Annotated in this window: 19 protein-coding genes; 13 read left to right on the top strand and 6 right to left on the bottom strand. The window is 66.5% G+C overall.

Going from position 1 to position 21,939, the window contains the following annotated elements:
* Window positions 1-137: 137 nt before the first annotated feature.
* On the bottom strand, window positions 138-1,340 hold the full coding sequence (locus OHQ90_RS10000; RefSeq protein ID WP_328409364.1) for a DUF7373 family lipoprotein: 1,203 nt from the start codon (window positions 1,338-1,340) through the stop codon (window positions 138-140).
* Between the two features lie 145 nt (window positions 1,341-1,485).
* Between OHQ90_RS10000 and OHQ90_RS10005 the strand changes: the two genes are divergently transcribed.
* A complete protein-coding gene (locus tag OHQ90_RS10005; protein ID WP_328409366.1) occupies window positions 1,486-2,781 on the top strand; it encodes an FHA domain-containing protein in 1,296 nt (431 codons plus the stop codon).
* Between the two features lie 69 nt (window positions 2,782-2,850).
* Here OHQ90_RS10005 and OHQ90_RS10010 read toward each other — a convergent pair whose 3' ends face one another.
* Window positions 2,851-4,296 (bottom strand): metallopeptidase, encoded by a 1,446-nt coding sequence (locus tag OHQ90_RS10010; protein ID WP_328409367.1) that lies wholly within the window; start codon window positions 4,294-4,296, stop codon window positions 2,851-2,853.
* 106 nt (window positions 4,297-4,402) lie between these two features.
* On the opposite strand from OHQ90_RS10010, the gene OHQ90_RS10015 reads away from it, so the two are divergent.
* The 5 genes from OHQ90_RS10015 to glmM all read left to right on the top strand — a co-directional run bounded on the left by OHQ90_RS10015 (window position 4,403) and on the right by glmM (window position 11,408).
* A complete protein-coding gene (locus OHQ90_RS10015; protein ID WP_328409368.1) occupies window positions 4,403-6,892 on the top strand; it encodes an FHA domain-containing protein in 2,490 nt (829 codons plus the stop codon).
* A 64-nt stretch (window positions 6,893-6,956) separates the two neighbouring features.
* A complete protein-coding gene (locus OHQ90_RS10020) occupies window positions 6,957-8,711 on the top strand; it encodes a hypothetical protein (protein ID WP_328409370.1) in 1,755 nt (584 codons plus the stop codon).
* Window positions 8,712-8,855: 144 nt separating this feature from the next.
* Window positions 8,856-9,299 (top strand): 50S ribosomal protein L13, encoded by a 444-nt coding sequence (gene rplM / locus OHQ90_RS10025; RefSeq protein WP_328409372.1) that lies wholly within the window; start codon window positions 8,856-8,858, stop codon window positions 9,297-9,299.
* Window positions 9,296-9,811 (top strand): 30S ribosomal protein S9, encoded by a 516-nt coding sequence (gene rpsI / locus OHQ90_RS10030; protein WP_328409374.1) that lies wholly within the window; start codon window positions 9,296-9,298, stop codon window positions 9,809-9,811. Before rplM ends, rpsI begins: the two co-directional genes overlap by 4 nt.
* A 220-nt stretch (window positions 9,812-10,031) precedes the next feature.
* Window positions 10,032-11,408 (top strand): phosphoglucosamine mutase, encoded by a 1,377-nt coding sequence (gene glmM, locus OHQ90_RS10035; RefSeq protein ID WP_328409375.1) that lies wholly within the window; start codon window positions 10,032-10,034, stop codon window positions 11,406-11,408.
* A gap of 87 nt (window positions 11,409-11,495) precedes the next feature.
* Here the strand turns inward: glmM and OHQ90_RS10040 are convergent, their stop codons facing one another.
* On the bottom strand, window positions 11,496-13,154 hold the full coding sequence (locus OHQ90_RS10040; protein WP_442941359.1) for an ABC-F family ATP-binding cassette domain-containing protein: 1,659 nt from the start codon (window positions 13,152-13,154) through the stop codon (window positions 11,496-11,498).
* A gap of 156 nt (window positions 13,155-13,310) precedes the next feature.
* Between OHQ90_RS10040 and OHQ90_RS10045 the strand changes: the two genes are divergently transcribed.
* The 5 genes from OHQ90_RS10045 (at window position 13,311) to OHQ90_RS10065 (ending at window position 16,695) form a co-directional block, all read left to right on the top strand.
* Window positions 13,311-13,502: a PspC domain-containing protein gene (locus tag OHQ90_RS10045; RefSeq protein ID WP_328409379.1), complete on the top strand. Its 192-nt coding sequence runs from the start codon at window positions 13,311-13,313 to the stop codon at window positions 13,500-13,502.
* Window positions 13,503-13,622: 120 nt separating this feature from the next.
* The gene (locus OHQ90_RS10050; RefSeq protein ID WP_328409380.1) at window positions 13,623-13,931 is read left to right on the top strand and encodes a DUF6802 family protein; all 309 of its coding nucleotides are present in this window, start codon (window positions 13,623-13,625) and stop codon (window positions 13,929-13,931) included.
* 226 nt (window positions 13,932-14,157) lie between these two features.
* Window positions 14,158-14,496: a hypothetical protein gene (locus OHQ90_RS10055; RefSeq protein ID WP_328409382.1), complete on the top strand. Its 339-nt coding sequence runs from the start codon at window positions 14,158-14,160 to the stop codon at window positions 14,494-14,496.
* A 37-nt stretch (window positions 14,497-14,533) separates the two neighbouring features.
* Window positions 14,534-16,294 (top strand): WXG100 family type VII secretion target, encoded by a 1,761-nt coding sequence (locus tag OHQ90_RS10060; protein ID WP_328409384.1) that lies wholly within the window; start codon window positions 14,534-14,536, stop codon window positions 16,292-16,294.
* A 47-nt stretch (window positions 16,295-16,341) separates the two neighbouring features.
* A complete protein-coding gene (locus OHQ90_RS10065; protein ID WP_328409386.1) occupies window positions 16,342-16,695 on the top strand; it encodes a hypothetical protein in 354 nt (117 codons plus the stop codon).
* Here the strand turns inward: OHQ90_RS10065 and OHQ90_RS10070 are convergent.
* Window positions 16,668-17,525: a dienelactone hydrolase family protein gene (locus OHQ90_RS10070; RefSeq protein WP_328409388.1), complete on the bottom strand. Its 858-nt coding sequence runs from the start codon at window positions 17,523-17,525 to the stop codon at window positions 16,668-16,670. The two genes, OHQ90_RS10065 and OHQ90_RS10070, sit on opposite strands and share 28 nt — an antisense overlap.
* A gap of 36 nt (window positions 17,526-17,561) precedes the next feature.
* Between OHQ90_RS10070 and glmS the strand changes: the two genes are divergently transcribed.
* Window positions 17,562-19,445: a glutamine--fructose-6-phosphate transaminase (isomerizing) gene (glmS, locus tag OHQ90_RS10075; RefSeq protein ID WP_328409390.1), complete on the top strand. Its 1,884-nt coding sequence runs from the start codon at window positions 17,562-17,564 to the stop codon at window positions 19,443-19,445.
* A gap of 73 nt (window positions 19,446-19,518) precedes the next feature.
* On the opposite strand, the gene OHQ90_RS10080 is transcribed toward glmS, so the two are convergent.
* Window positions 19,519-20,718 carry an MFS transporter gene (locus OHQ90_RS10080; RefSeq protein ID WP_328409393.1) on the bottom strand — a complete coding sequence of 400 codons (1,200 nt, stop codon included), beginning with the start codon at window positions 20,716-20,718 and terminating at the stop codon, window positions 19,519-19,521.
* Window positions 20,719-20,855: 137 nt separating this feature from the next.
* On the opposite strand from OHQ90_RS10080, the gene OHQ90_RS10085 reads away from it, so the two are divergent.
* Entirely contained in the window at window positions 20,856-21,347 is a 492-nt protein-coding gene (locus OHQ90_RS10085; RefSeq protein WP_328409395.1) for a MarR family winged helix-turn-helix transcriptional regulator, read from the top strand.
* A 158-nt stretch (window positions 21,348-21,505) separates the two neighbouring features.
* On the opposite strand, the gene OHQ90_RS10090 is transcribed toward OHQ90_RS10085, so the two are convergent.
* Entirely contained in the window at window positions 21,506-21,931 is a 426-nt protein-coding gene (locus OHQ90_RS10090) for a cupredoxin domain-containing protein (RefSeq protein ID WP_328409397.1), read from the bottom strand.
* Window positions 21,932-21,939 lie beyond the last annotated feature (8 nt).

A 21,939-nucleotide genomic window follows, 5' to 3' on the forward strand; every position in this document is an offset into this window, starting at 1 on the left:
GCCATCGTCCGTTCGTCGGTCCGGGACGACGGCCAGCGTCACACCCACCCCTCGTTCTGTAGTTCTCGCGGGATACTACTTCACTCGCACGTGCCGCACCGAGATCAGTTTTCCAGCGGAAGCTTCGTTCGCTGGTATCAGAGACTGTTGGCGAGCAGCGCGTATTGCGCCGCGACCTTCTGCCGGACATCGGGCTCTTTGTCACTGGTCACCACGCCGACGTACTGCTTGTACGGCACATAGCACCGGTATTTGTATTCGCGGTCCGGATCGCCTTTGCCATTGAGCTCCAGGCACTTTGCGCCGGGAACATCGTTGGGTGCGCCGATCGGGTCGAACTGGCTGCCGGCGCTGCCGATGAGTCCGCTGATGAGTTTCTCGGCAGCGGCGGAATCGCGCGCCCGCGTCACGGAGCTGGCATCGACGATGGCGACGCGGTCGACACCGGTCTCCTCCATCAGGCGTTTGCGGACGCCTTCGTCCTCGGAGGAGCTGATCATGAAATTCGCTCCGTAGATGGCGAAGCTGATGCCGTCGGGGGTATGTCCCTTGCGGTCGGCGACCGCGACCCTGGCCAGTAGGCCGTCGGGGTCGACCTTCAGGGTGCCGAGCTTGTTCTGTGGAGTGGCCTGGAATTTGTCCAGCGCGGGGACCTGGGCGGCGAGGGTCTTGTCGACCCAGCTCAACAGGTCGGGGCCGTCGGCCTTCGGGCGCTGGACGAAAAGCGAGATGACGAATTCCTTGTAGGCCATGAAGGTGCCGATGGTGGGAACGCCAGGGCGCCAATGGTTATAGGAGTCGGGGAATTTCGTCGACTGGAGTTTGCGGTTGTCGGGGGAGACCGCGAGATCGGTGTCCTCCAACTCCCTGGCGGCGAGCTTCGCGGTGGCCTCGTCGGGGAAGCGGAGCACGACATTGGTGACGGAGGTGGCCTCCGGCGACGGCCGCTTCTCGCCGGGCGGATCCGGCCGGTCCGCGCCGATGGCGGCGTAGCCGACGACCATCTTGCGGTTCTCCAGGATCGGTTTGGACACGTTGGCCAGAAATTCGATGGCATCCTCGGCGGTGGCGAGCAGCGTGCTGCCGCGCCCGTAGCTGAGTACCGGGTCGATCCGCACGGTCGGGACTACGAACTCCGACATCCGCATGCCCTCGAGCAGCGCCCCGTTGCTGCCCGCGTCCTGTGGGTACTTGTGACGGTCGACCTGATAACTGCCGACCTCCAACTTGCGGACGTCCAGTTCCCCGGCGGTCGGCGTCCCCGGCACGCTGCATCCGGTCACGACACCCGCCAGTCCGATACAGGCCGCGGCCAGCGCAATGCGCGAAATCCGAACCATGACAGGCCCCTCATTCCTCCCGTTTGTACATGTGAAGTTACCGGAGTCACGCGCAGAAGGTTCAATAGATCGTGTCGCTCGTATTGCCATACTCTGGTGTCGTGAGGACGAACCCGCACTCCACAGCCGTCGGGGGCCGATACCGTTGAGGGATCGGCAGGTTGAGGTCGTCGCCGGAGGTCACGCGGTCGCCAGGGTCGGGGGCGCGGTGGTGGTCGTCGCCCATCGCGGGCCGGGCAAGCCGACTCCGCAATCACCTGCTGTGCTGGCCCTGGAATCGATCGCCGAGCTCATCCGTACGGCCGCCGAGCAGCAGCCCGCCGGGCCGGGCGCGCTGGTGGCACGGCAGGCCACCCGCTGGTTGATGAAGCACGCCGAACAGATCAGCCCGGGGGAGCCGATCGATTTCGGTGTGCTTTCCGCGGCCGAGGCCGGCGGGGTGGCGATTTTCCTGCACGGTTCGGTTACCGCGGTGCTCGCCGGAGACGGCACAGTCGAGCGATATCGAGGCAGCGACGCGGCCTTCACCGTCGATCGCGTCGCGAGCGTCCCGGCACGGGCGGTCGCATTGTTCGTCGACGATGCCAAGGGTCGCGTCCCCGAGCTGCCCGCCGAGCGGGGGATCGGCTGGCTGGTGGAGGGCATCGCACAGGCAGGCGGCGCCATCGTCTGGTCGGATCCGGTGCGCGGTAGGTCCGGCGGGGTCGGACCTACCGCCGGCCATCGGCGCATCGCGCCGCCGACCGCGCATATTGATGCGGCGCCCACGCCTGCCTCCGAATCGGATGCGGACCCGTATCCGACCGGCACACAGGCGTCGACGGCGATGCTCGATGCCGCCCAGGATCAGCACGGCATCGACCTGCACTACGCGCCCACTCAGGCAGGCGGCACCAACCCGGCGCCGCTACCGGATCCGGATCTGCAGCGCAGGCTGGAGGCCACCGCCAAGGCCACCGTCCTCACGGTGAAAGTGCTCGGATTCAAGTGTGCGCGTGCCCATCCCAGCGATCCGCGCTCGGCGTTCTGCACCGTGTGCGGGATGCCGGTCGACCAGACCCAGCAGTTGATCGAGGTGGTCCGTCCGCCGCTCGGCATGCTGATCCTCGACGACGGCAGGACCTACATGCTGGCCGCAGACGCCGTGCTCGGCCGCGACCCCGAGCATTCCGAGCAGGCACAGCGCGGCCTGATTCCGCTCGAGGTCAAGGACTCCTCCGGCGGTATGTCCCGCGCGCACGCCGAGATCATGCTGGTGAATTGGGATGTGTCCGTGGTGGATCGGGGATCCACCAATGGCACCCGCACCCGCCTGCCCGGCTACCGCGATTGGGTGCGGCTGCCACCGAATCAGCCGCTGGTGCTGGTGCCGGGCACCGAGATCCTGATCGGCAACCGCGTCCTGCGATTCGAACCCGCCGCCCCGCCGCCCTTCGGCTAGCGCACTGCGTGTACGAGTACTGTCACGCCCCGACCGGCGGCCAGGACGGTCAGCGGCTCGGTTCTGCGGTCACGAATATCGCGACATACAGGTCTTTTCGCCGTTGATGACGCCCGCGCGAAACGCGTCGACACGAGAGAATCCACTTCGCACGGTCTGGCCCTGGACGTCGCTTGCTGCCAGTCCGTCTGTCAGCAATCCTGATACTGCTTCGTCGAGATCGCCTGCGGCGAGGGTGATATCGCCCTGTGAGATCGGACGCCCCGCTTGGGCGAGTTTCCCGGTGACCACCCCGGACAGGCAGGCCGCACGCAATCCGGTCTTGGCGCCGACCAGCTGCTGGCCGTTGCTCTGCTGTACGGCAAGGGTGTATCGGGAGATGAAGACGACGTAGCCGTTGTAGTCGCCGGTCACCTTCAATGGCAACGGATTGTCGATGTCGGCGTTGGAGGTGCCGCGCTGCGCGAGTTCCGGGATATCGGTCGCGATGGTGTTCGCGGCGGGACAGTAGGAGACGGGTTCGGTGGTGACGCCGTCGCGGCAGTCGATCTTCGCGCCGGAGTAGTTATAGGTCGGTGTCTGCTCGATCGGCAGGATCGCGGCGAGCGCCTTGCTCAGCTCGATCAGGTTTTCCTTGGTGATCGGGTATTCGCCGCGGCCCTGGTCGCCGGTGAAACTCTGTGGCAGATTGCCGCGCCGCCGCGCGATCTCGTTGATATCAATAGCCTTGCAGGCCTTGGGTCCGTCGGTGAAACCGACCTGCACCGCGGTGACCCGTTCGAAGGCCGAGCCGTGCACGCTCTCCGGATCGTCGGGGTCGGCATCGCGGATCGCGACCGTCGCGGCGAGCACCGAGTTGAGGCCATCGGAGGTGTTGATGGTGAAATGCGCGGCGCCGCCCTCGGCCACATGCCGCATGAACGAGCCCGCGAAGCAGTCGGCCTGCTGTTCCTTGACGATCACCGGGTCCTTGGGCGCGACGATCTTCGCCATGCTCTGGATCGCGTGCCCGTATTCGTGAGCGAGCACCATGACCACCGACATTTTGCCGAAAGTGTCCTCCATGGTCGGCAGCAACACCGAACGGTCCCAGCCGATGGAGTTGTCCAGTCGGCAGTACGCGGCGTTCACGAGGTGATAGGTGGTTTCCTTACAGAACTCGGGAGCCTGACTCTTCTGCGCTTTCGCGCTCCAGGAGATGAGCTTGTCGACCGGCTTGAACTCGCCCTGGAATTCTTTGCCGAATTCGCCGCGCCAATAGGTTTGGATATCGTCGACGGCGTTGAGGGCGAGGGTGTCGGTCGCGCTGCCATCGCCGTTGGTTGCCGTGAGTCCGGTATCGGGGACGCCGGCGCGCGGTCCGCTCGGTCCGCTGGTGGTCGGCAGCCCCGCCACTTTGAATGGATCGTCGTAGACCGAGACCGCCCTGCCCTGCACCGAACGGGTGCAGCCGGCCAACAGCGTCACCGCGCACAGGACGGCCGTAAAGAGGGCGGTCGCTTGGAGTTTCGGCAAGGCTCCCCCTGGTCGGCCGGAAAGACGTTCACATCGGTCGCCGGATCGGGGTAATGGCGCATCGGGGGCACCGCCGATGTCCGGGTGATGGAATAGTATCCGCTGCATGTCTTCACCGGGGGCGCAGACCATCACCGTGCGCCATGATGGAACCGAACGGGTTTTCGATTCGAGCAATCCGATCACGATGGGCCGCGCGCCGGAAGTGACGCTGTTCGTCGACAGCCCGCTCGTCTCACGAGTGCACGCGACGCTGACCTGGCAGGGGAGTGCCTGGGTGCTGACCGACAACGGCAGCACGAACGGCGTTTTCGTGGATGCGCGCAGGCTAGGCCAGCCCGTTTCGATCGATCGGCCGACTCAGGTTCGGCTCGGTGATGCCATCAGCGGCCCACTGCTACATCTGCTTCCCGCTGTTCCCTCGCCCCGACAGGCGCGCACCCACTTGGCGCCGCCGCCGGGCCACCACCACCAGCAGCGGCAACCGCCGCAGTCGGGGCAGCTGCCGCCGTCCGCGCAGTTGCCGCAGTCGGGGCAGTTGCCACAGAACGTGCCGTCGCAGCAGCTCAATATCAATATGACGACCAGGGCCGACACCTCCTCACTGCCGCCGCTGCGGGCCAGACCGTCCACTTCGCAGATCGCCCGCGGCGACCGCCTGCCGCCCGGCGGCCTCGACATCGGCCGCACCACCGACAACCAGATCGTCGTCAACGACCCACTGGCCTCGCGCAAGCATGCCCGCCTCGTCGCAGCCAAGGAGGGGCTGACGATCGAGGACCTCGGTTCGGCGAACGGCACCTTCGTCAACGGCCGCCGCGAGCAGCGCACGGTGCTGCGCGAGCGCGACATCATCACCATCGGCAATATCGACTTCGTCGTCCAGCAGGGCACTTTGGTGCATCGGCAGAAGCCGGTCGCCGAGCAAGGCCTGCACGTGCACGGCGTCGGGTTCACCGTCGAGGGCAACAAGCAGCTGCTCGTCGATGTCAATATGCAGGCCGGGCGCGGCACGCTGACCGCGCTGATCGGACCCTCCGGTGCGGGCAAGTCGACGCTGTCCAAGCTGATCGCGGGCACCACCAACCCCTCCGGCGGTGTGGTCACCTTCGAAGGGCGCAACCTGCACGCCGAGTACGAGGCATTGCGTTCCCGCATCGGCATGGTGCCGCAGGACGACGTGCTGCATCGGCAGCTCACTGTGCGTCAGGCGCTCGGGTATGCCGCGGAACTGCGCTTGCCGCCCGACAACAGCAAGGCCGATCGCCAGCAGGTGATCGACGGTGTGCTGAAAGAACTTTCGCTCACCGAGCACGCCGACACCAGGGTCGACCGGCTCTCCGGCGGTCAGCGCAAGCGTGCCTCGGTGGCGCTGGAGCTGCTGACCGGTCCGTCGCTGCTGATCCTGGACGAACCGACCTCGGGTCTCGACCCGGCCCTCGATCGCCAGGTGATGGTGATGCTGCGCGAGCTGGCCGACGCCGGTCGCGTTGTCATCGTGGTGACCCACTCGGTGGCCTGCCTCGACATGTGCGATCAGGTGCTGCTGCTCGCACCCGGCGGCAAGACGGCCTTCTGTGGCCACCCGGCCGGGGTCGGTGGCGCGCTCGGCACCAGCGACTGGGCGGAGATCTTCGCCAAGGTCGCCGCGAACCCGGACCAGGCGTTCGCCGCCTACCGCTCCAGACAGGCCGCTGTGCCGCCGCCACCGCCGCCCGCGCAGACCGGGCATGCGGGTAGCCCACCCCAATCCAGTGGTGGCAAACAGTTCTCCACCTTGGCGCGACGGCAGGTGCGCCTGATCTTCGCCGACCGCGGATATCTGGCGTTCCTGGTGATCCTGCCGTTCATTCTCGGTGTGCTGTCGCTGGTGGTGCCCGGCCAGAACGGCTTCCAACGCGGCGCGCTCGCGGCGCTGCCGGACGGCACCTTCGCCCCGACCGGAGGTAGCGAGACCCAGCAGCTGTTGGTGGTGCTCATCCTCGGTGCCTGCTTCATGGGTTCCACGCTCACCGTGCGCGACCTGGTCGGCGAGCGCACCATCTTCTTCCGGGAGCGTGCGGTCGGACTGAAGCCCTCCGCGTACCTGATGGCGAAGATCGCCGTTTTCAGCGTCACGGCGTTCCTGCAGTCGGCGGTGCTCGTCGGCATCACCCTCGCGGGTAAAAAGGCGCCCGCCGAGGGGTCGGTGATCGCCAACGGCAGCGTCGAGCTGTACATCGATATCTCGTTGACCGCGGTCTGCTGTGTGGTCTTCGGCCTGCTGCTCTCCAGCCTGGCCAGGTCGAACGAGCAGGTGATGCCGATGCTCGTGGTGATGATCATGGCCCAGCTCGTGATGGCGGGCGGCCTGATCCCGGTCACCGGCCGCGTGGTGCTGGAGCAGCTGTCGTGGCTTTTCCCGGCCCGCTGGGGATATGCCGCAGGGGCGTCGACGGTGAATGTTCGCGAGGTCTTCCTCAACGCGCAACCGGACACGCTCTGGCAGCACAAATCCGACATCTGGGGACTGGACGTCGGTCTGCTCGTGGTGATCACGGTGATCCTGGCGATCTTCACCTGGCGCAAGCTGCGGCTGAAGAAGTCGGCGGCGTGAATCCCGCCGGTACCCGTGCCGGCGCCGACGCGCCGCGCATGTCGGACACGCACCAGGCACACTTATGCCTGTGACGGTGCGAGTAGGGGCGGTACATCTCGGTTGGGATGTGGTGTCCGTGGCTGCGGGCGGCGGCGGCACGCCGATCCGCCCGGTACAGGTGGAAGGTACGTATACGCCGCCCGCGTATCTGCTGGCGGATGCGTCGGGGCGGTTGCACACCGCCGGGGTGGAGCGGCAACGACCAGATCTGGGGATGGCCATCGCCGACGTGCGCGACATCCTCGGGCATCCGCAGATCGTGATCGCGGGCGCGACCTGGCCCGCGGAACTGGTGATGCGGGCTCGGATGTACAACCCGCTCGCGGCCGTCGGCAAATACCTGCGCGGTAAGCCCGACGTGGTGGCCCTGCCCTTCCCGGACAGCTGGCCCGACGAGAAGGTCGAGGTGTTCGCCGAACTGGTCGAACAGCTCGATGTCACCGTCGAGCCGCTGCCGGAGAGTGTCGCGCTGTCGGGGTACGTGCGTGCGCTGGGGCTGGTCCGCGCGCCCGACGAGCGCAACTCGCGCGGTATCGGCGCCACCGGCGTGTACTCCGACGGCAGGACCATGCTGGTTGTCGCGGTGCACGGCGACGACGAGCAGCCGACCGAATCGGTCGACGTCATGGTCAACGCGGAATCGATGCGTGATGCCCGCTCCGCGGACAACGTGGTGATCGAGGTGATGGCGGCGGCCCGCTCCATCGGCGCGGACACCTCGACGGTGCTGCTGTCGGGCAATGTGTGCTTCAACGACGCGCTGCGGCTGGCCTTCCAGAATCATCTCGGGCACCGGTTGCAGGTGGCCGATCATCCGATGCACGCGCTGGTGCTCGGCGCCGCGCACCTGCTGGCCACCGACAACGAAAACGGGGAGCCGGAATCGGCGGGCAGGCACGCGGAACCGGGGCCGCAACGGCAGGCCGGGCCGCAGCTGTCGGCGCCGCCTCCGGTGCAATCCGCGCAATATCAGGCCGAAGCGGCTCAGCAGCATCAACGTCAGGCGGAGCCACCGCAGCGTCAGCCCGAATCGGCGCAGCGCCAGGGCGAGGCGATGCAGGGCCGTCCCGACCAGTCGCAGCCACGACGGGACGCGGTTGTGCAGTACGGAGCCGGATACCCGACCGCCGGATCGCAGGACCCGAGCGAAGACGCGACCACCCGGGTCCCGCGCGAGGATGTTCCCCGCGGCCTGCCGCCGGGTTTGGCCGAGCTCGGCAGCCGTTTCACCAGGCCGCCCGGCCAGCAGCCCGACGAACAGCGCCCACAGAGCGCGCCGCCCGCACCCGCGCCGCCGCCCAGTGCGGGATCCGGTATCCAGGTGCCGCCGCTGGGTCCGCGTCACCCCTACGGGCCACCGCAGACCGGCCCGGAGCAGGTCCAGCACGGGCAGTGGCAGCCGCCACCGCCCGAATCGGACGACGACGGTAAAGCGCGCAAGGGCAAGCGGTGGAACAAGCTCAAGGACAACCTGTTCGGTGCGAACGTGGTGCTGGGTGCGGTGGCGTTGGCCGTCGTGGCCATGCCGTCCGACGGTGAGCAGGCCGGTCCGGTGCAGCTCGCATCGGCTTCCTGCACGCTGACCCCGCAGATCACCAACGAGCACCGGCCGGGCGTCGCCTCGGCGCGCGGACACCAGGTCGGTGCGCTGGAGCGCGGTGGCGCGGAGGGCGACGCCGACGAGCCGGACTGTGCACAACCGGGCATCGACACCCTGCGCTTCGTGGTGCCCGGCCCGCCGGGAGCCACCGACCCCGGTCCGCCCATCACGATCTGACCGGTTTCGGTTTGCGCTATCGCGGCTGGTATCGTGGCCCGTTGGCGTGTGGAATGTTCGTCGAGGTCCGGGTCTCCACCGGCCGCCGGAATCGCCTCGACCGCACGCTTGGCCGGCAACATCGACTACAGACAGGGAAGCACTGTGCCTACGTACAGCCCCAAGGCTGGTGACGTGACCCGCAAGTGGTACGTCATCGATGCCACTGACGTAGTGCTCGGCCGTCTTTCGGTCCAGGCAGCGAATCTGCTGCGTGGCAAGACCAAGCCGACCTACGCTCCGAACTTCGACGGTGGCGACTTCGTCATCATCATCAACGCCGAGAAGGTTGCCATCAGCGGCAACAAGAAGGCGGACAAGCTGATCCACCACCACTCCGGGCACCCGGGCGGCCTCAAGTCGCGCACTGTCGGTCAGGTGTTGGACACCCGCCCCGACCGTCTCGTGGAGAAGGCCATCAAGGGCATGATCCCGAAGAACAAGCTCGGTGACGCCATCGCGAGCAAGCTGAAGGTCTACGCAGGCCCGACGCACCCGCATGCCGCTCAGCAGCCCATTCCGTTCGAGATCAAGCAGGTGGCCCAGTGACCGCGCCCGAGGAATACACCGAAGAATTCGTCGAAGAGACCGTTGCCGAAGACGGCAACGTCGAGGTTGTCGACGAGGAATACGGCTACGAGGCCGAGCCCGCCACCTTCGCCCCGATCGTGATCGACCGTCCGGTGCAGACCGTCGGCCGTCGCAAGGAGGCCGTGGTTCGCGTGCGTCTGGTGCCGGGTTCCGGCAACTTCGTGCTCAACGGCCGCACCATCGAGGATTACTTCCCGAACAAGGTGCACCAGCAGCTGGTCAAGTCGCCGCTGGTGACCGTCGAGCGGGCGGAGTCCTTCGACATCTACGCTCGCCTCGTCGGCGGTGGCCCCTCGGGTCAGGCCGGTGCACTGCGTCTGGCGATCGCCCGCGCGCTGATCGAGGTCACCCCGGACGATCGTCCCGCCCTCAAGCGGGCCGGCTTCCTCACGCGTGACCCGCGTGCCGTCGAGCGCAAGAAGTATGGTCTGAAGAAGGCCCGTAAGGCGCCTCAGTACTCGAAGCGCTGATTTTGGCTACGTCGGCCGCCGTCTTCCGCCATCCTGGTCATGTCGGAGACGGTACGGTCGACGCGGCACCTGTGCGAGAGCAGGCTTCCAGCACGGCTGGGCGCCTGCTCTCGTGCTGTATCAACAACTTGCGGCGTTTGCGGGGCCCGGCGTGGTGACACAGGCTACCGTCTCCGGGGCCCGTCGCGTACGCCGCGGAGCAACCGATGAGGGGCGAGGTATGGGACGTTTGTTCGGCACCGACGGAGTCCGCGGGCTCGCCAACGAGTCGTTGAGTCCGGAACTGGCACTGCAGATTTCCGGCGCGGCCGCGCAGATCCTGAGTCGCGGCAAGAAGCGTGCGCTCGCAGTGGTCGGCCGTGATCCGCGCGCCAGCGGCGAGATGCTGGAGGCCGCGGTGACCGCAGGCCTGACCGCCGCGGGCGTGAATGTGCTTGCGGTAGGGGTACTTCCGACGCCCGCCGTCGCCTATCTCACCGGCCTGTACGACGCGTGCCTCGGCGTGATGATCTCCGCCTCGCACAATCCCATGCCGGACAACGGAATCAAGATCTTTGCCGCGGGCGGGCACAAGCTCGACGACGCGATCGAGGACCGGATCGAAGCGTTGATCGCCGAGGCGGCGCCGGTGCGCCCGATCGGCGCCGCTATCGGACGGGTGCTCAACGCATCCGGCGCGCGCGATCACGGCCTGGTCATTCCCGATCAGTACAGCGTGGCGGGCACCCACGAACGCTACGTCGAGCATCTGGTCGAGGCGACCGGGCAGGATCTATCCGGGCTGACCGTCGTGGTGGACTGCGCCCACGGTGCGGCCTCCGAAGTGGGTCCGGCCGCCTACCGCGAGGCGGGGGCGACGGTGATCGCCATCAACGCCGAACCCGACGGCCTGAACATCAATGACGGTTGTGGATCGACGCACCTGGACCAGGTCAGCCGTGCGGTACGTGAGCACGGCGCGGATCTCGGCATCGCGCACGACGGCGACGCGGACCGCACCCTGGCCGTCGATGCCGACGGCGCGATCGTGGACGGCGACGCCATCCTGGCGATTCTGGCCCTTGCCATGCACGAGGCGGGTGAGCTGGTCGAGGACACCCTCGTCGCCACCGTCATGAGCAACCTCGGTCTGCACATCGCCATGCGCGAGGCCGGAATCACCCTGCGCACCACCGCGGTAGGGGACCGCTACGTCTTGGAAGAATTGCGCCGCGGCGGGTTCAACCTCGGCGGCGAACAGTCCGGCCACGTGGTCTTCCCCGACTTCGGCACCACCGGCGACGGAATCCTCACCGGCCTGAAACTGATGGCGCGGATGGCACGGACCCGCCGCACTCTCGCCGACCTGGCGTCGGTGATCCAGACGGTGCCGCAGGTTCTGATCAACGTCCCGGTCGCCGACAAGTCGGTCGTCGCCAACGCGGCCGAGGTCCGCGAGGCAGTGTTGGAGGCCGAGCGGGTGCTCGGCGACTCCGGGCGAGTCCTGTTGCGCCCCAGCGGAACCGAGTCACTCGTCCGGGTGATGGTCGAGGCCACCGACCCGGTCCGAGCCCAGCAGCTTGCCGACGATCTCGCGAAGCGAGTGGCGTCGGTCTGATCTCGGCCTGCGCCGCAGTGGGCGGTCGATTCCGCACCATCGCTTCCTCAGGCACCGATGCAGTCGGCAAGCCGTAATTCCTGCCGGTCAGTCCTCGGTGAGGCGGCCGTTGTCCATGCGCCAGCGGCGAGTGGAGTGGACCGAGTCCAGCATGCGACGGTCGTGGGTGACGAGCAGCATGGTGCCGGTGAAGGATTCGACAGCCTGCTCCAGTTGTTCGATGGCGGGCAGGTCGAGGTGGTTGGTCGGCTCGTCGAGGACGAGCAGGTTGACGCCGCGGGCTTGCAGCAGCGCCAGTGCGGCGCGCGTGCGTTCGCCAGGGGAGAGGGTTTCGCAGGCTCGTGTCACATGCGCGCCGCGCAGGCCGAACTTGGCGAGCAGGGTGCGGACCTCCGCGTCCGGCCAGTCGGGCATCTCGATACCGAAAGTCTCTGCCAGCGGAGTGTTTCCGCGGAACAAGCCGCGGGCCTGGTCGACCTCGCCGATCTCGACACCGGACCCGAGTGCGGCAGTTCCGTTATCCGGCTGGATCTTTCCCAATAGCAGCGCGAGCAGCGTCGACTTGCCGGATCCGTTCGCGCCGGTCAATACGATGCGATCGGCCCAATCCACCTGCGTGGTGATCGGACCCAGCGTGAAATCGCCGCGCGTGAGGGTCGCGTTCGACAGGGTGGCGACCACCGATCCGCTGCGCGGCGCGGCGGCGATCTCCATCCGCAGCTCCCATTCCTTGCGCGGCTCCTCCACCACGTCCAGTCGCTCGATGCGGCGCTGGGTTTGGCGGGCCTTGGCGGCCTGCTTCTCGGTGGATTCGGCGCGCATCTTGCGGCCCGCTTTGTCGGAGTCGACCTTCTTCGGGTCGCGTACCTTGCGGCGGGCGTTGCGGACGCCGTGCTCGAGCCAGTTGCGCTGCATCTGTGCCCGAGCCTCGAGACCGGACTTGGTGTCCGCGTAGTCGTCGTAGGCCTCGCGGGCGTGCTGGCGGGCGATCTCGCGCTCCATCAGGTACGACTCGTAGCTGCCGTCGTAGATACCGACCTGCTGCTGCGCGAGATCGAGCTCGATGATCCGATTCACCGTGCGCGCCAAGAACTCCCGGTCGTGGCTGATCACCATCAGCGGTTCGCGGACGCCGGTCACGAACTGCTCCAGTCGCGCGAGTCCGTCCAGATCCAAGTCGTTGGTCGGTTCGTCGAGCAGCAGAATGTCGAAGCGGGACAACAATACCGAGGCGAGTCCGGCTCGCGCCGCCTGGCCGCCGGAGAGTCCGGTCATGGGGGTGTCGAGGCCGCTCGCGAGGCTGTCGGCGAGGCCGAGGTCGGCAGCGACTTCTTCGGCGCGCTGATCGAGGTCAGCGCCGCCGAGCGCAAGCCACCGCTCCAAGGCCGGCGTGTAGTCGTCCGCACCGCCGTCGGCAAGACGCTCGGCGGCGGAATCCATCGCCTGCTGCGCCGCGGTGACTCCGGTGCGGCGGCCGAGGAATTCGAGCACAGTCTCGCCGGGGACGCGTTCGGGTTCCTGCGCCAAATATCCGATGGTGGCATCGGGCGGGCTCAGCGTGATGCTGCCGGTGGCGCTGGCCCGGTCGGCCAGCATGCGCAGCAGCGTCGACTTACCTGCGCCGTTCACCCCGACCAAACCGATCACGTCGCCGGGTGCCAGGGTGAGATCCAGGTCCTCGAACAGGGTGCGTTCGCCGTGGCCCGCGGACAGTCCGCGGGCATGCAGAGTGGTGCTCACCTGCATAGTCTGCCGTGCCCGCTTTTTCGGTCGGATCGGGGTTGGACCCTGAGGGTGGGCCGGGGAGAAATCAGGGTCGGGATCGGTCATGGGACCGATGTGCCGACGGACGATTGCGCGGAAAGTGGAGAGTACCGAGATCGACACAAGAGAGAGAAGACCATGACCGCACCCGCTCGCCGCCTTACCCGCTCCACCACCGACAGCTGGATCGCCGGCGTCTGCGGTGGCATCGCCGAATACTTCGGCTGGAACGCCAATGTCGTCCGACTCCTTTTCGTGCTGTCCTGTCTGCTGCCCGGCCCGCAGTTCATCGTCTATCTGGTGCTGTGGCTGATCATCCCCAAGACGTGACAATCCTCAACAAGTAGGGCGTGGAGGCTGCGTCCGGGACTCGTGGATGACAGGATGGAGCGATACCCGCCATTCGGGTGAAATGCCGCACCATCACGCGAGTCTCGATGAGGAGGAGTCATGGTCACCTCGGGCGAATTCCCGGGCCTGGATCTACCGGGCGTCGACGCATCCTCCTCGCTGGAAGGTCTTGGTCCGGTAGAGCTGCACCACCCCACCCAGGACATCGACGGTGACGGCGCTCTCGACACCGTCACCACCTCCGGCCCCGAAGCGATGCAGGTCTGGTCGGACTATGACCACGACGGCGTCGCCGATCAGGTCACCGTCGTCGAAAAAGACGGCGACTATGCGGCATGGGAGTTCCACCACAACTCCGATGGCACCTCGGGGTGGGTGCGCACCGATCACGGGAAGATCGGTCAGTAGAGCCGGAGCCGCGCGTTGTCCTGGCGATGGGGCAGATGCATACGGGGTTCGGCTGGTTGTAGGCGACCGCGCTTGCCAGTAGGTTTTGCTGGATGCGACCTCGTCTGGGTCGGGGGTGGACTGGATGGAACCGAACGTGGGCCGGACGCGTCGAAGGAAGTATGGCGGTACTGGCGACCAGCGGTGGATCCAGCGCGGTGTACGCGCAGTGAGATGGAGGGTGTAGATGAGCAGCACGCCGAGCCGAGCATCCATGCTCGGTGTCAGCACTGGCGAGTTGGGGAACTTGGCCAACGATATTCGGACATCGGCCGGCGTGGTGCAGACCCAATCGAAGCGCGTGACCGACCACATGTTCGGTGTCGGTAACGACGAAGCCGGCCGAAACTATGCACAGGAGGGGATTGCCGTTCATGGGGGTTTCGAGACGATCGGTAATTGGCTCAGGAACTGGTCCGAGGCGGCGACTGCAATTGCCGACTCCGTCGGTGCTGCGGTGGTTGTCTACTCGACTACGGTCGAAGAGCATGCGAAACAGATCGCTGCTGCAGGCGACAAGAAATAGCACCCCGACGAACTCGGAATTGTGAGGGGCCGGCACTGTGGCATACGAATATGCTGGTAAGAAGATCGATGAAATCCTGGACTATGGCGTTCACGGTCTGGAGTACTGGCGCAAGTTCCTTCCACTCTATGAAAAAGCGTTCAACAGCGGGCCTGGACAGTTCGGCGATCTGAACAAGCTGCAGGCAAAGTACGACGAGCAGCGTCGTATGGATCTGCCCAAGCTGGAAACCGCGGCGTGGGAATTGACCATGGCATTGAACGAGGCGGACGGACAGCGCAACACCCAGCAAGGTCAACTCACGAGCATGACCGAGATGTGGCAGGGCGAAGCGGCCACCGCGGCGACAACCATGATGGGCGACCAACTGAAGCTTGCGCTCGACGATATCAACAAGGCGCGAGTCGCTGCTGTTGCTATCGCGGCGATGGTGGAACCGTTGCGAAAGTCTGTCTACACGAAGGCCGACATTACGCTCGGGCTGCTTGAAAACGGGGCAAGTGGGACGCGTGAGATCAAGATTCGCGGTAGGACTCCCGAAGACATCGAATTGATGATAGATGTCCGCAGTGCTACCGAATGGATCAGTGATGATCAGATCCGAAAGTTGGGTAGGGTTTTCGAAGAACTCGACGTCCGAAGCGGTCAATTGGAGGATGAGAACTATATAAGCACAGGAATTGGGCAGAAGAGTTGGGAGGCTTGTGATAGCTGGATCAAGGATGTATTCAAGAAGGACGTAGAAGACAAGCTTGTCCGCTATAACGCAGCCTGCGAGACAACCGACAAGCTGTTCAAGGATCAGTATCAGATTGCCGTGAAGGCAATGAATCAAGTTGCCGAAGTTGCTTATCCGAGGCCTGCTGCTGCGCCTTCGGACAAGCCGAGTACCCCTGGTACGCCGGGTACTCCTGGTACGCCGGGTACTCCTGGTACGCCGGGTACTCCTGGTACGCCGGGTACTCCTGGTACGCCGGGTACTCCTGGTACGCCGGGTACTCCTGGCACGCCGGGCACTCCTGGTACGCCGGGCACTCCGACAACCCCTGCCAGCACCCCGACTTCTACGAATCCGACGTCGACCAACTCGCTAACAGGTCTCGCTTCCCTCAGCCAGGTCGCCAGCACGCTGTCGCCGATCGCGACGCAGCTCGCCAGCGCGGCAAGTCAAGGACTGACCTCGCTGAGTGGCACCATCAAAGAGGGTCTCGACCAGGTGCTGCAGCAGATCGAGAAGACGATCGATCCGACCAAGGCTGAAGATAAGGACGGCGACGGGAAGCCCGACGAGAAGCCCGACGACAAGAAGGCCGGCAAACCAGCTGCCGAATTCGACCTGGCAGGCAGACACCTGAAGTTCGAGATGGGTCCGGACGGTCAATTGAAAGCGGTCGTGACCGACGCGGATGGGAAACCCCACGAGTACAGCATGAAGCTGGACGAGAAGGGAAACCCGGTCATCTCCAGCGGGGAGCCCAAGGGAGAAGACGGGAAACCGGCGTCACCGCCGGGGGACAACCCCGGCAGCCCCCTTGGTAACTCTGGCAGCCCGGGTGCGCCGGGCAGCCCTGCTGGCAACTCGGGCAACCCTGGCAGCCCCGGCGCTCCTGCCGGCCCCGCAGTCCCCGGAGGTGGTACGCCGCCGGAGAACCCGAATCAGCCCGGTGTTCCGACCGGTGCGCCGCCACCGCGGCGGGAGGAAGACGGTGAGCATCGCCCGCCTCCTATGTCCGCGCCTGAAGGGCAGCAACCGCCATTCGACAGTGGTGCCGAATTGGCAGAGGCCGGGCCGCTGTGATGTCGGTCGAATGCACCGAAAATCTGTGATTATCAAGGAGGGTCGGGATGGTTGACTACGTCGCCGAGGTCGAGCGCCTTGCCGAGGAGAGCCTTCGGCGGATGTCGGTGCTCCGAGAAGAACTCGAGGAGATCAAGCAGGAGACGGCTCGGCGAGACCAAGAATTCTCGGCGAACCTGGCCACCGCGATGAGTCAATTCTGGCAGGAGCACGCCGAAACCGAAGAGGCCGCTCGCGCCGAGGCCGAAGAGAAGGAACGTCTCGAGGCCGAAGCTCGCGAGCAGCGGGAGGCGATCGCGCGGTCGATCGCCGCTCGCAAAGCGCACGAACTCGTCACCCCCGTGGACGAGGATGACGATCCGGAGGGCGAGTACTACCGCCGCAAGAGCTGGCTGATCTGACCCACCGAGAGTTTTGGCTTCTTCTCCTCGTCCCGGGGGGCGTCGGGGTCGATGACTGTGGTGTGCGGGATTACCGCCTCGGGGTCGGCGAAGGGGGCGTAGGTCTTGTCACCGAGGAGTTTGTGGAGCAGATAACCGGTGAGCAGGGCGCGGGTGGTGCGGGCGGTTTTCGATTCGTGCCTGCCCGCGCCGAGGGCGGCAAGGGCGCGGCGGCCTTCGATGATGCCGTTATGGGAGGCGCCGTCGAGTTGGCGCAGGACAACAGCGCCGGCCCAGGCGGTGGCGAGGGGAATGGCATTGGAGCTGACGGAGTCGATGTCGGTGCCCGCGAGGATCAGGGCGGGGGTGTCGATGTCGGGGGCCAGGGTCTCGGCGGAGGGCGCGGTGGGCGCCGGATAGAGGGCGGCGACCGCGGCGACCTTGCGCTGCGCGGCGGCGATGACCGCGGCGCCCGCGCCCATGGCATGACCGGCGAGGGCGAGCCGGTCGGGGTGCACGCTGATCGTGCCGTCACCGAGTCGGACACGAGTGCAGATGTCCAGCGTGGTGAGCAGATCGGTGGCCAGGCCCAGATGTGACGGAATCGGCCCGCGCTCGGTATCAGGGGCCGCCACCACGAAACCCCAGGACGCGAGGTGCTCGAGCAGCCCGCGATAGTTCGAAGCACTGGTCAGCCAGCTGTGGCCGAACGCGACAGCGGGCAGGCTCAGCCCCGATTCAGGCGTGTACACCACCCCGGGCTGGCCTGCGATGGCCAGATTGCCGCGCAGCACCCGATGCGGGCCTTTGCTGGTCAGGGTGCTCAGAAGTGATTTCACAGACGCCGACACGACGAGAACGTTATCCGATAAGTACTCTGGTGAGCCATGTGCGGAATCGTGGGGTACGTCGGGTACCGGGACGCCCTCGGCGTTGTCGTTGACGCGTTGCGCCGCATGGAATATCGCGGATACGACTCGGCGGGGGTCGCGATCCTCGGTGGGTCGGGCGCGATCGCGGTGGAACGCAAGGCGGGTCGCCTGGCGAATCTCGAGGCGGAACTGGCCGAGAACGGCGTGGCGCGCTTCGCGGGCACCGCCGGTATGGGACACACCCGTTGGGCCACCCACGGCGCGCCTACCGACCGCAACGCGCACCCGCACCGTGACGACAGCGGCAAGGTCGCCGTGGTGCACAACGGCATCATCGAGAACTTTGCGCCGCTGCGTCGCGAGCTCGAGGAAGCAGGCGTCGAGCTGCGCAGCGACACCGACACCGAGGTCGCCGTGCACCTGGTCGCCCGCGCGTATGCCGCGGGCCCGACCGCAGGTGATTTCGTGGCGAGCGCGCTGGTGGTGCTGCGCCGGCTGGAGGGCGCGTTCACGTTGGTCTTCACCCACGCCGACCACCCGGACCGGATTATCGCCGCCCGCCGCTCCACCCCGCTGGTGGTGGGTGTCGGCCAAGGCGAGATGTTCATCGCCTCCGATGTCACCGCGTTCATCGAGCACACTCGCGAAGCGGTCGAATTGGGTCAGGACCAGGCCGTGGTGATCACCGCCGATGGCTACCAGGTCACCGATTTCGACGGCAACGACGCGAACGGACGCACCCGGCCGTTCACCATCGACTGGGATCTGGCCGCCGCGGAAAAGGGTGGCCACGACTACTTCATGCTCAAGGAGATCGAGGAGCAGCCCAGCGCCGTCGCGGACACCCTGATCGGGCATTTCACGCTCGACGAGACCGGTTCCGGTCGGATCGTGCTCGACGAGCAGCGGCTTGCGGATCAGGAACTGCGCGACTTCGACAAGGTCTTCGTCGTCGCCTGCGGCAGCTCCTACCATGCTGGCCTGCTGGCCAAGTATGCGATCGAGCACTGGACCCGGCTGCCCGTGGAAGTGGAGCTGGCCAGCGAATTCCGTTACCGCGACCCAGTTTTGGACCGGTCGACGCTGGTAGTGGCGATCTCGCAATCGGGGGAGACCGCCGACACGCTGGAGGCGGTGCGGCACGCGAAGGAGCAGAAGGCGCGGGTGCTCGCGATCTGCAATACCAACGGTGCGCAGATCCCCCGCGAGTCCGACGCGGTGCTCTACACCAGGACCGGCCCGGAGATCGGTGTCGCGTCCACGAAGGCGTTCCTGGCCCAGGTGGCCGCGAATTACCTGGTCGGGCTGGCTCTGGCGCAGGCGCGTGGCACCAAGTATCCGGACGAGGTGGCCCGCGAGTTCGCCGAGCTCGAGGCGATGCCGAAGCTGGTCGAGCGGGTGTTGGAGACGGGGCCGCAGGTCCGGGCGCTGGCCAGGCAGCTGGCGCACGTGCCGACGGTGCTTTTCCTCGGCCGCCACGTCGGTTACCCAGTGGCGCTGGAGGGTGCGCTCAAGCTGAAGGAATTGGCGTATATGCACGCCGAGGGCTTCGCCGCGGGCGAGCTCAAGCACGGCCCCATCGCGTTGATCGAGGACGGGCTGCCGGTAATCGTGGTGATGCCGTCCCCGAAGGGGCGCGCCGTGCTGCACTCCAAGCTGCTCAGCAATATTCGCGAGATTCAGGCCCGCGGTGCGCGCACCATCGTGATCGCGGAGGAAGGCGACGACACGGTCCGCCCGTTCGCCGACGATCTCATCGAGATCCCCTCGGCGCCAACGCTGTTCCAGCCGCTGCTCTCGACCGTTCCGCTGCAGATCTTCGCCGCCGAGATCGCCCAGGCCCGCGGCTACGACGTTGACAAGCCCCGCAACCTCGCCAAGTCCGTCACCGTCGAATAGGCCACCGCCGCAGATCTTTTCGCAGATGAGTCCGGCGGCGATCGGGGATCGCCGCCGGAGCCGGGGAGATGGGTCAAGGGTGGCCGGCGGGCACCAGTGCTTCGGCCGGCGTGGTGGATTCCCGGCGGTCGGCGGTGCGTTCCAGGCTGCCTGACAGCACGGCCAGTGCGAGTGCGCTGAGGGCGAGGATTACGCCGACCCAGTTGGGTGCGGTGTAGCCGAAGCCGGCCGCGATGACCAGGCCGCCGAGCCAGGCGGAGAGTGCGTTGCCGAGGTTGAAGGCGCCGATATTGACCGCGGAGGCCAGGGTCGATGCGCCTGCGGCTTGGTCGAGCACACGTTTCTGGAGCGGCGGGACGGTCGCGAAGCCGAGGGCGCCGATCAGCACCACGGTGACGGCGGCGGCGGGCTTGCTGTGGGCGGTGAGGGCGAAGAGGGCGAGCACGGCCGCGAGGGAGCCGAGTGCGACATAGAGCATCGGCATCAGGTGGCGGTCGGCGTAGCGGCCGCCGATCAGGTTGCCCGCGAACATGCCGATGCCGAAGAGTACGAGCAGCCAGGTGACGGAGGAATCCGCGTAGCCGGCCACCTCGGTCATCATCGGGGCGAGATAGGTGATCGCGGCGAAGACGCCGCCGAAGCCGAGCACCGTCATCGCCATCGCCAGCAGGACCTGCGGATTGCGGAACACGGCGAGCTCGTTGCGTAGCCGGGCGTCGTGCGGCGCCGGCTGCTCGGGGACCAGCGCGGCGACGCCGATCAGGCCGACCAGCCCGACCAGTGCGACCACGAGGAAGGTGAGCCGCCACCCGAAATGCTGGCCGAGCAGGGTGCCCAGTGGCACCCCGATGACGGTGGCGACGGTGAGTCCGGTGAACATGGTGGCGATCGCGCCTGCCTTGCGGTCCGGGTTCACCAGACTTCCCGCGACGACCGCGCCGATGCCGAAGAAGGCGCCGTGTGCGAGCGAGGCGACGATCCGGCCGGTCATCATGAGGCCGAAAGTCGGTGCGGCAGCTGACAATACGTTGCCCGCGACCAGTAGTAGCAACATGCCCAGCAGCATGCGCTTGCGGGAGACTCGGGTGCCGAGTCCGGTCATCAGTGGTGCGCCGACCACGACGCCGAGGGCATACCCGGTGACCAGCAGGCCCGCGGTCGGGATCGACACGGCGTAGGTGTCGGCGATGTCGGGGAGTAGCCCGACGATGACGAATTCGGTGGTGCCGATTCCGAATGCCCCGAGGGTCAGAGCCAGGAGTGCGAGTGGCATGGGTGGTGCCTCCACTTGTTGTTGCGCCTGAGCTTTACAGGCGTCAACAATAATTGCAGGCGCGTGTTAATTGCAAGCGCGGGCTATTGCGGAATTCGTCTATTCTGGAACTGCGACCACGACGCAGGAGGAACACCATGACCGCGGATGCCGCTCTGACCGGCCTGGCAGATGGCTGGTACGCACTGTCGCTGCTACACGATCGGATCGAGGCGCATATCGAGCGCGCCCTGCAAACCGGTCACAATCTGAGCGTGCGCGAGTTCTCACTGCTGGTCGTGCTCAGCCGTCAGCACGACGGGCCCGGGGGCCATCTGCGCATGAACCAAGTCGCCGACGCCGTCGTGCTCAGTCAGAGCGCGACCACCCGACTGGTGTCCCGGCTCGAAGATCGCGGCCTGCTCACACGCTATCTGTGCGCCGACGACCGCCGCGGCATCTACACCGATGTCACGCCACCGGGCCAGGAACTACTCGAGCAGGCGCGCCCCACCCACGACGCGGCATTGTCGACCGCATTGGGTCAAGCCGCCGCCGACCCGGAGCTCGCACCACTGGTCGCCGCTGTGGAGGCTATGAACACCGCGTCGACAGTGGGCCGGACAGTCGGGGTGTCCAGGCCGGTGTGATCAGCAGCTTGCGCGCCGGGCTGCTCGCCGAGTTCCGAGCCGAGTTCGGTAGGCAGGGATGTCGGCCTATCCGGCCGACTCTTCCTCATCGCTGTGCTCAGTTGGGGCAGTCGACATAGGCAGCCGGGCCTGCTTACTCCACATGAGCGGGTCTCGCGCTATTCGACAGTGACGCTGCCGCGCATCTGCGGGTGCAATGAGCAGAGATAGCGGTAGTTGCCCGGTGCGGTGAAGGTGTAGCTCCACTCGCCCTTGTCGAAGATGGGGCTGTTCAGGCCCATCGCCCGGTCGCCGATGCCCTGCACGTTGTGCGGCACGCTGTCGCTGAATTTCCAGGTCACGGTGTCACCGACCTTGACGGTGACCTCGGAGGGGGAGAACTTCATGTTGTCGGCATCGACGGTCACCGCGGCGGACTTCTTTTCGCCGGGCGCGGTGCTCGACGCGGCGGGCTCGGCCGACCTCGTTGTGGTCACCGTGGCGGATTTCGGCTCGTCCGAGCCGCAGCCGGACAGCAACATCGTCGCGGCCAGGCCGAGCCCGGCTACGACCTGAGTGGACCTCGCACGGCTGACCATCGGCATGACGGCCA

This window comes from Nocardia sp. NBC_00403 (assembly GCF_036046055.1).
In the GTDB taxonomy this organism is placed as follows: domain Bacteria; phylum Actinomycetota; class Actinomycetes; order Mycobacteriales; family Mycobacteriaceae; genus Nocardia.

Coding starts and splice junctions, on each gene's coding strand:
- OHQ90_RS10040 (WP_442941359.1), bottom strand. CDS start 13,154: ATGCAGGTGAGCACCACTCTGCATGCCCGCGGACTGTCCGCGGGCCAC.
- OHQ90_RS10000 (WP_328409364.1), bottom strand. CDS start 1,340: ATGGTTCGGATTTCGCGCATTGCGCTGGCCGCGGCCTGTATCGGACTG.
- OHQ90_RS10065 (WP_328409386.1), top strand. CDS start 16,342: ATGGTTGACTACGTCGCCGAGGTCGAGCGCCTTGCCGAGGAGAGCCTT.
- OHQ90_RS10015 (WP_328409368.1), top strand. CDS start 4,403: ATGTCTTCACCGGGGGCGCAGACCATCACCGTGCGCCATGATGGAACC.
- glmS (WP_328409390.1), top strand. CDS start 17,562: ATGTGCGGAATCGTGGGGTACGTCGGGTACCGGGACGCCCTCGGCGTT.
- OHQ90_RS10045 (WP_328409379.1), top strand. CDS start 13,311: ATGACCGCACCCGCTCGCCGCCTTACCCGCTCCACCACCGACAGCTGG.
- OHQ90_RS10085 (WP_328409395.1), top strand. CDS start 20,856: ATGACCGCGGATGCCGCTCTGACCGGCCTGGCAGATGGCTGGTACGCA.
- OHQ90_RS10080 (WP_328409393.1), bottom strand. CDS start 20,718: ATGCCACTCGCACTCCTGGCTCTGACCCTCGGGGCATTCGGAATCGGC.
- OHQ90_RS10050 (WP_328409380.1), top strand. CDS start 13,623: ATGGTCACCTCGGGCGAATTCCCGGGCCTGGATCTACCGGGCGTCGAC.
- OHQ90_RS10055 (WP_328409382.1), top strand. CDS start 14,158: ATGAGCAGCACGCCGAGCCGAGCATCCATGCTCGGTGTCAGCACTGGC.
- glmM (WP_328409375.1), top strand. CDS start 10,032: ATGGGACGTTTGTTCGGCACCGACGGAGTCCGCGGGCTCGCCAACGAG.
- OHQ90_RS10020 (WP_328409370.1), top strand. CDS start 6,957: ATGCCTGTGACGGTGCGAGTAGGGGCGGTACATCTCGGTTGGGATGTG.
- OHQ90_RS10090 (WP_328409397.1), bottom strand. CDS start 21,931: ATGCCGATGGTCAGCCGTGCGAGGTCCACTCAGGTCGTAGCCGGGCTC.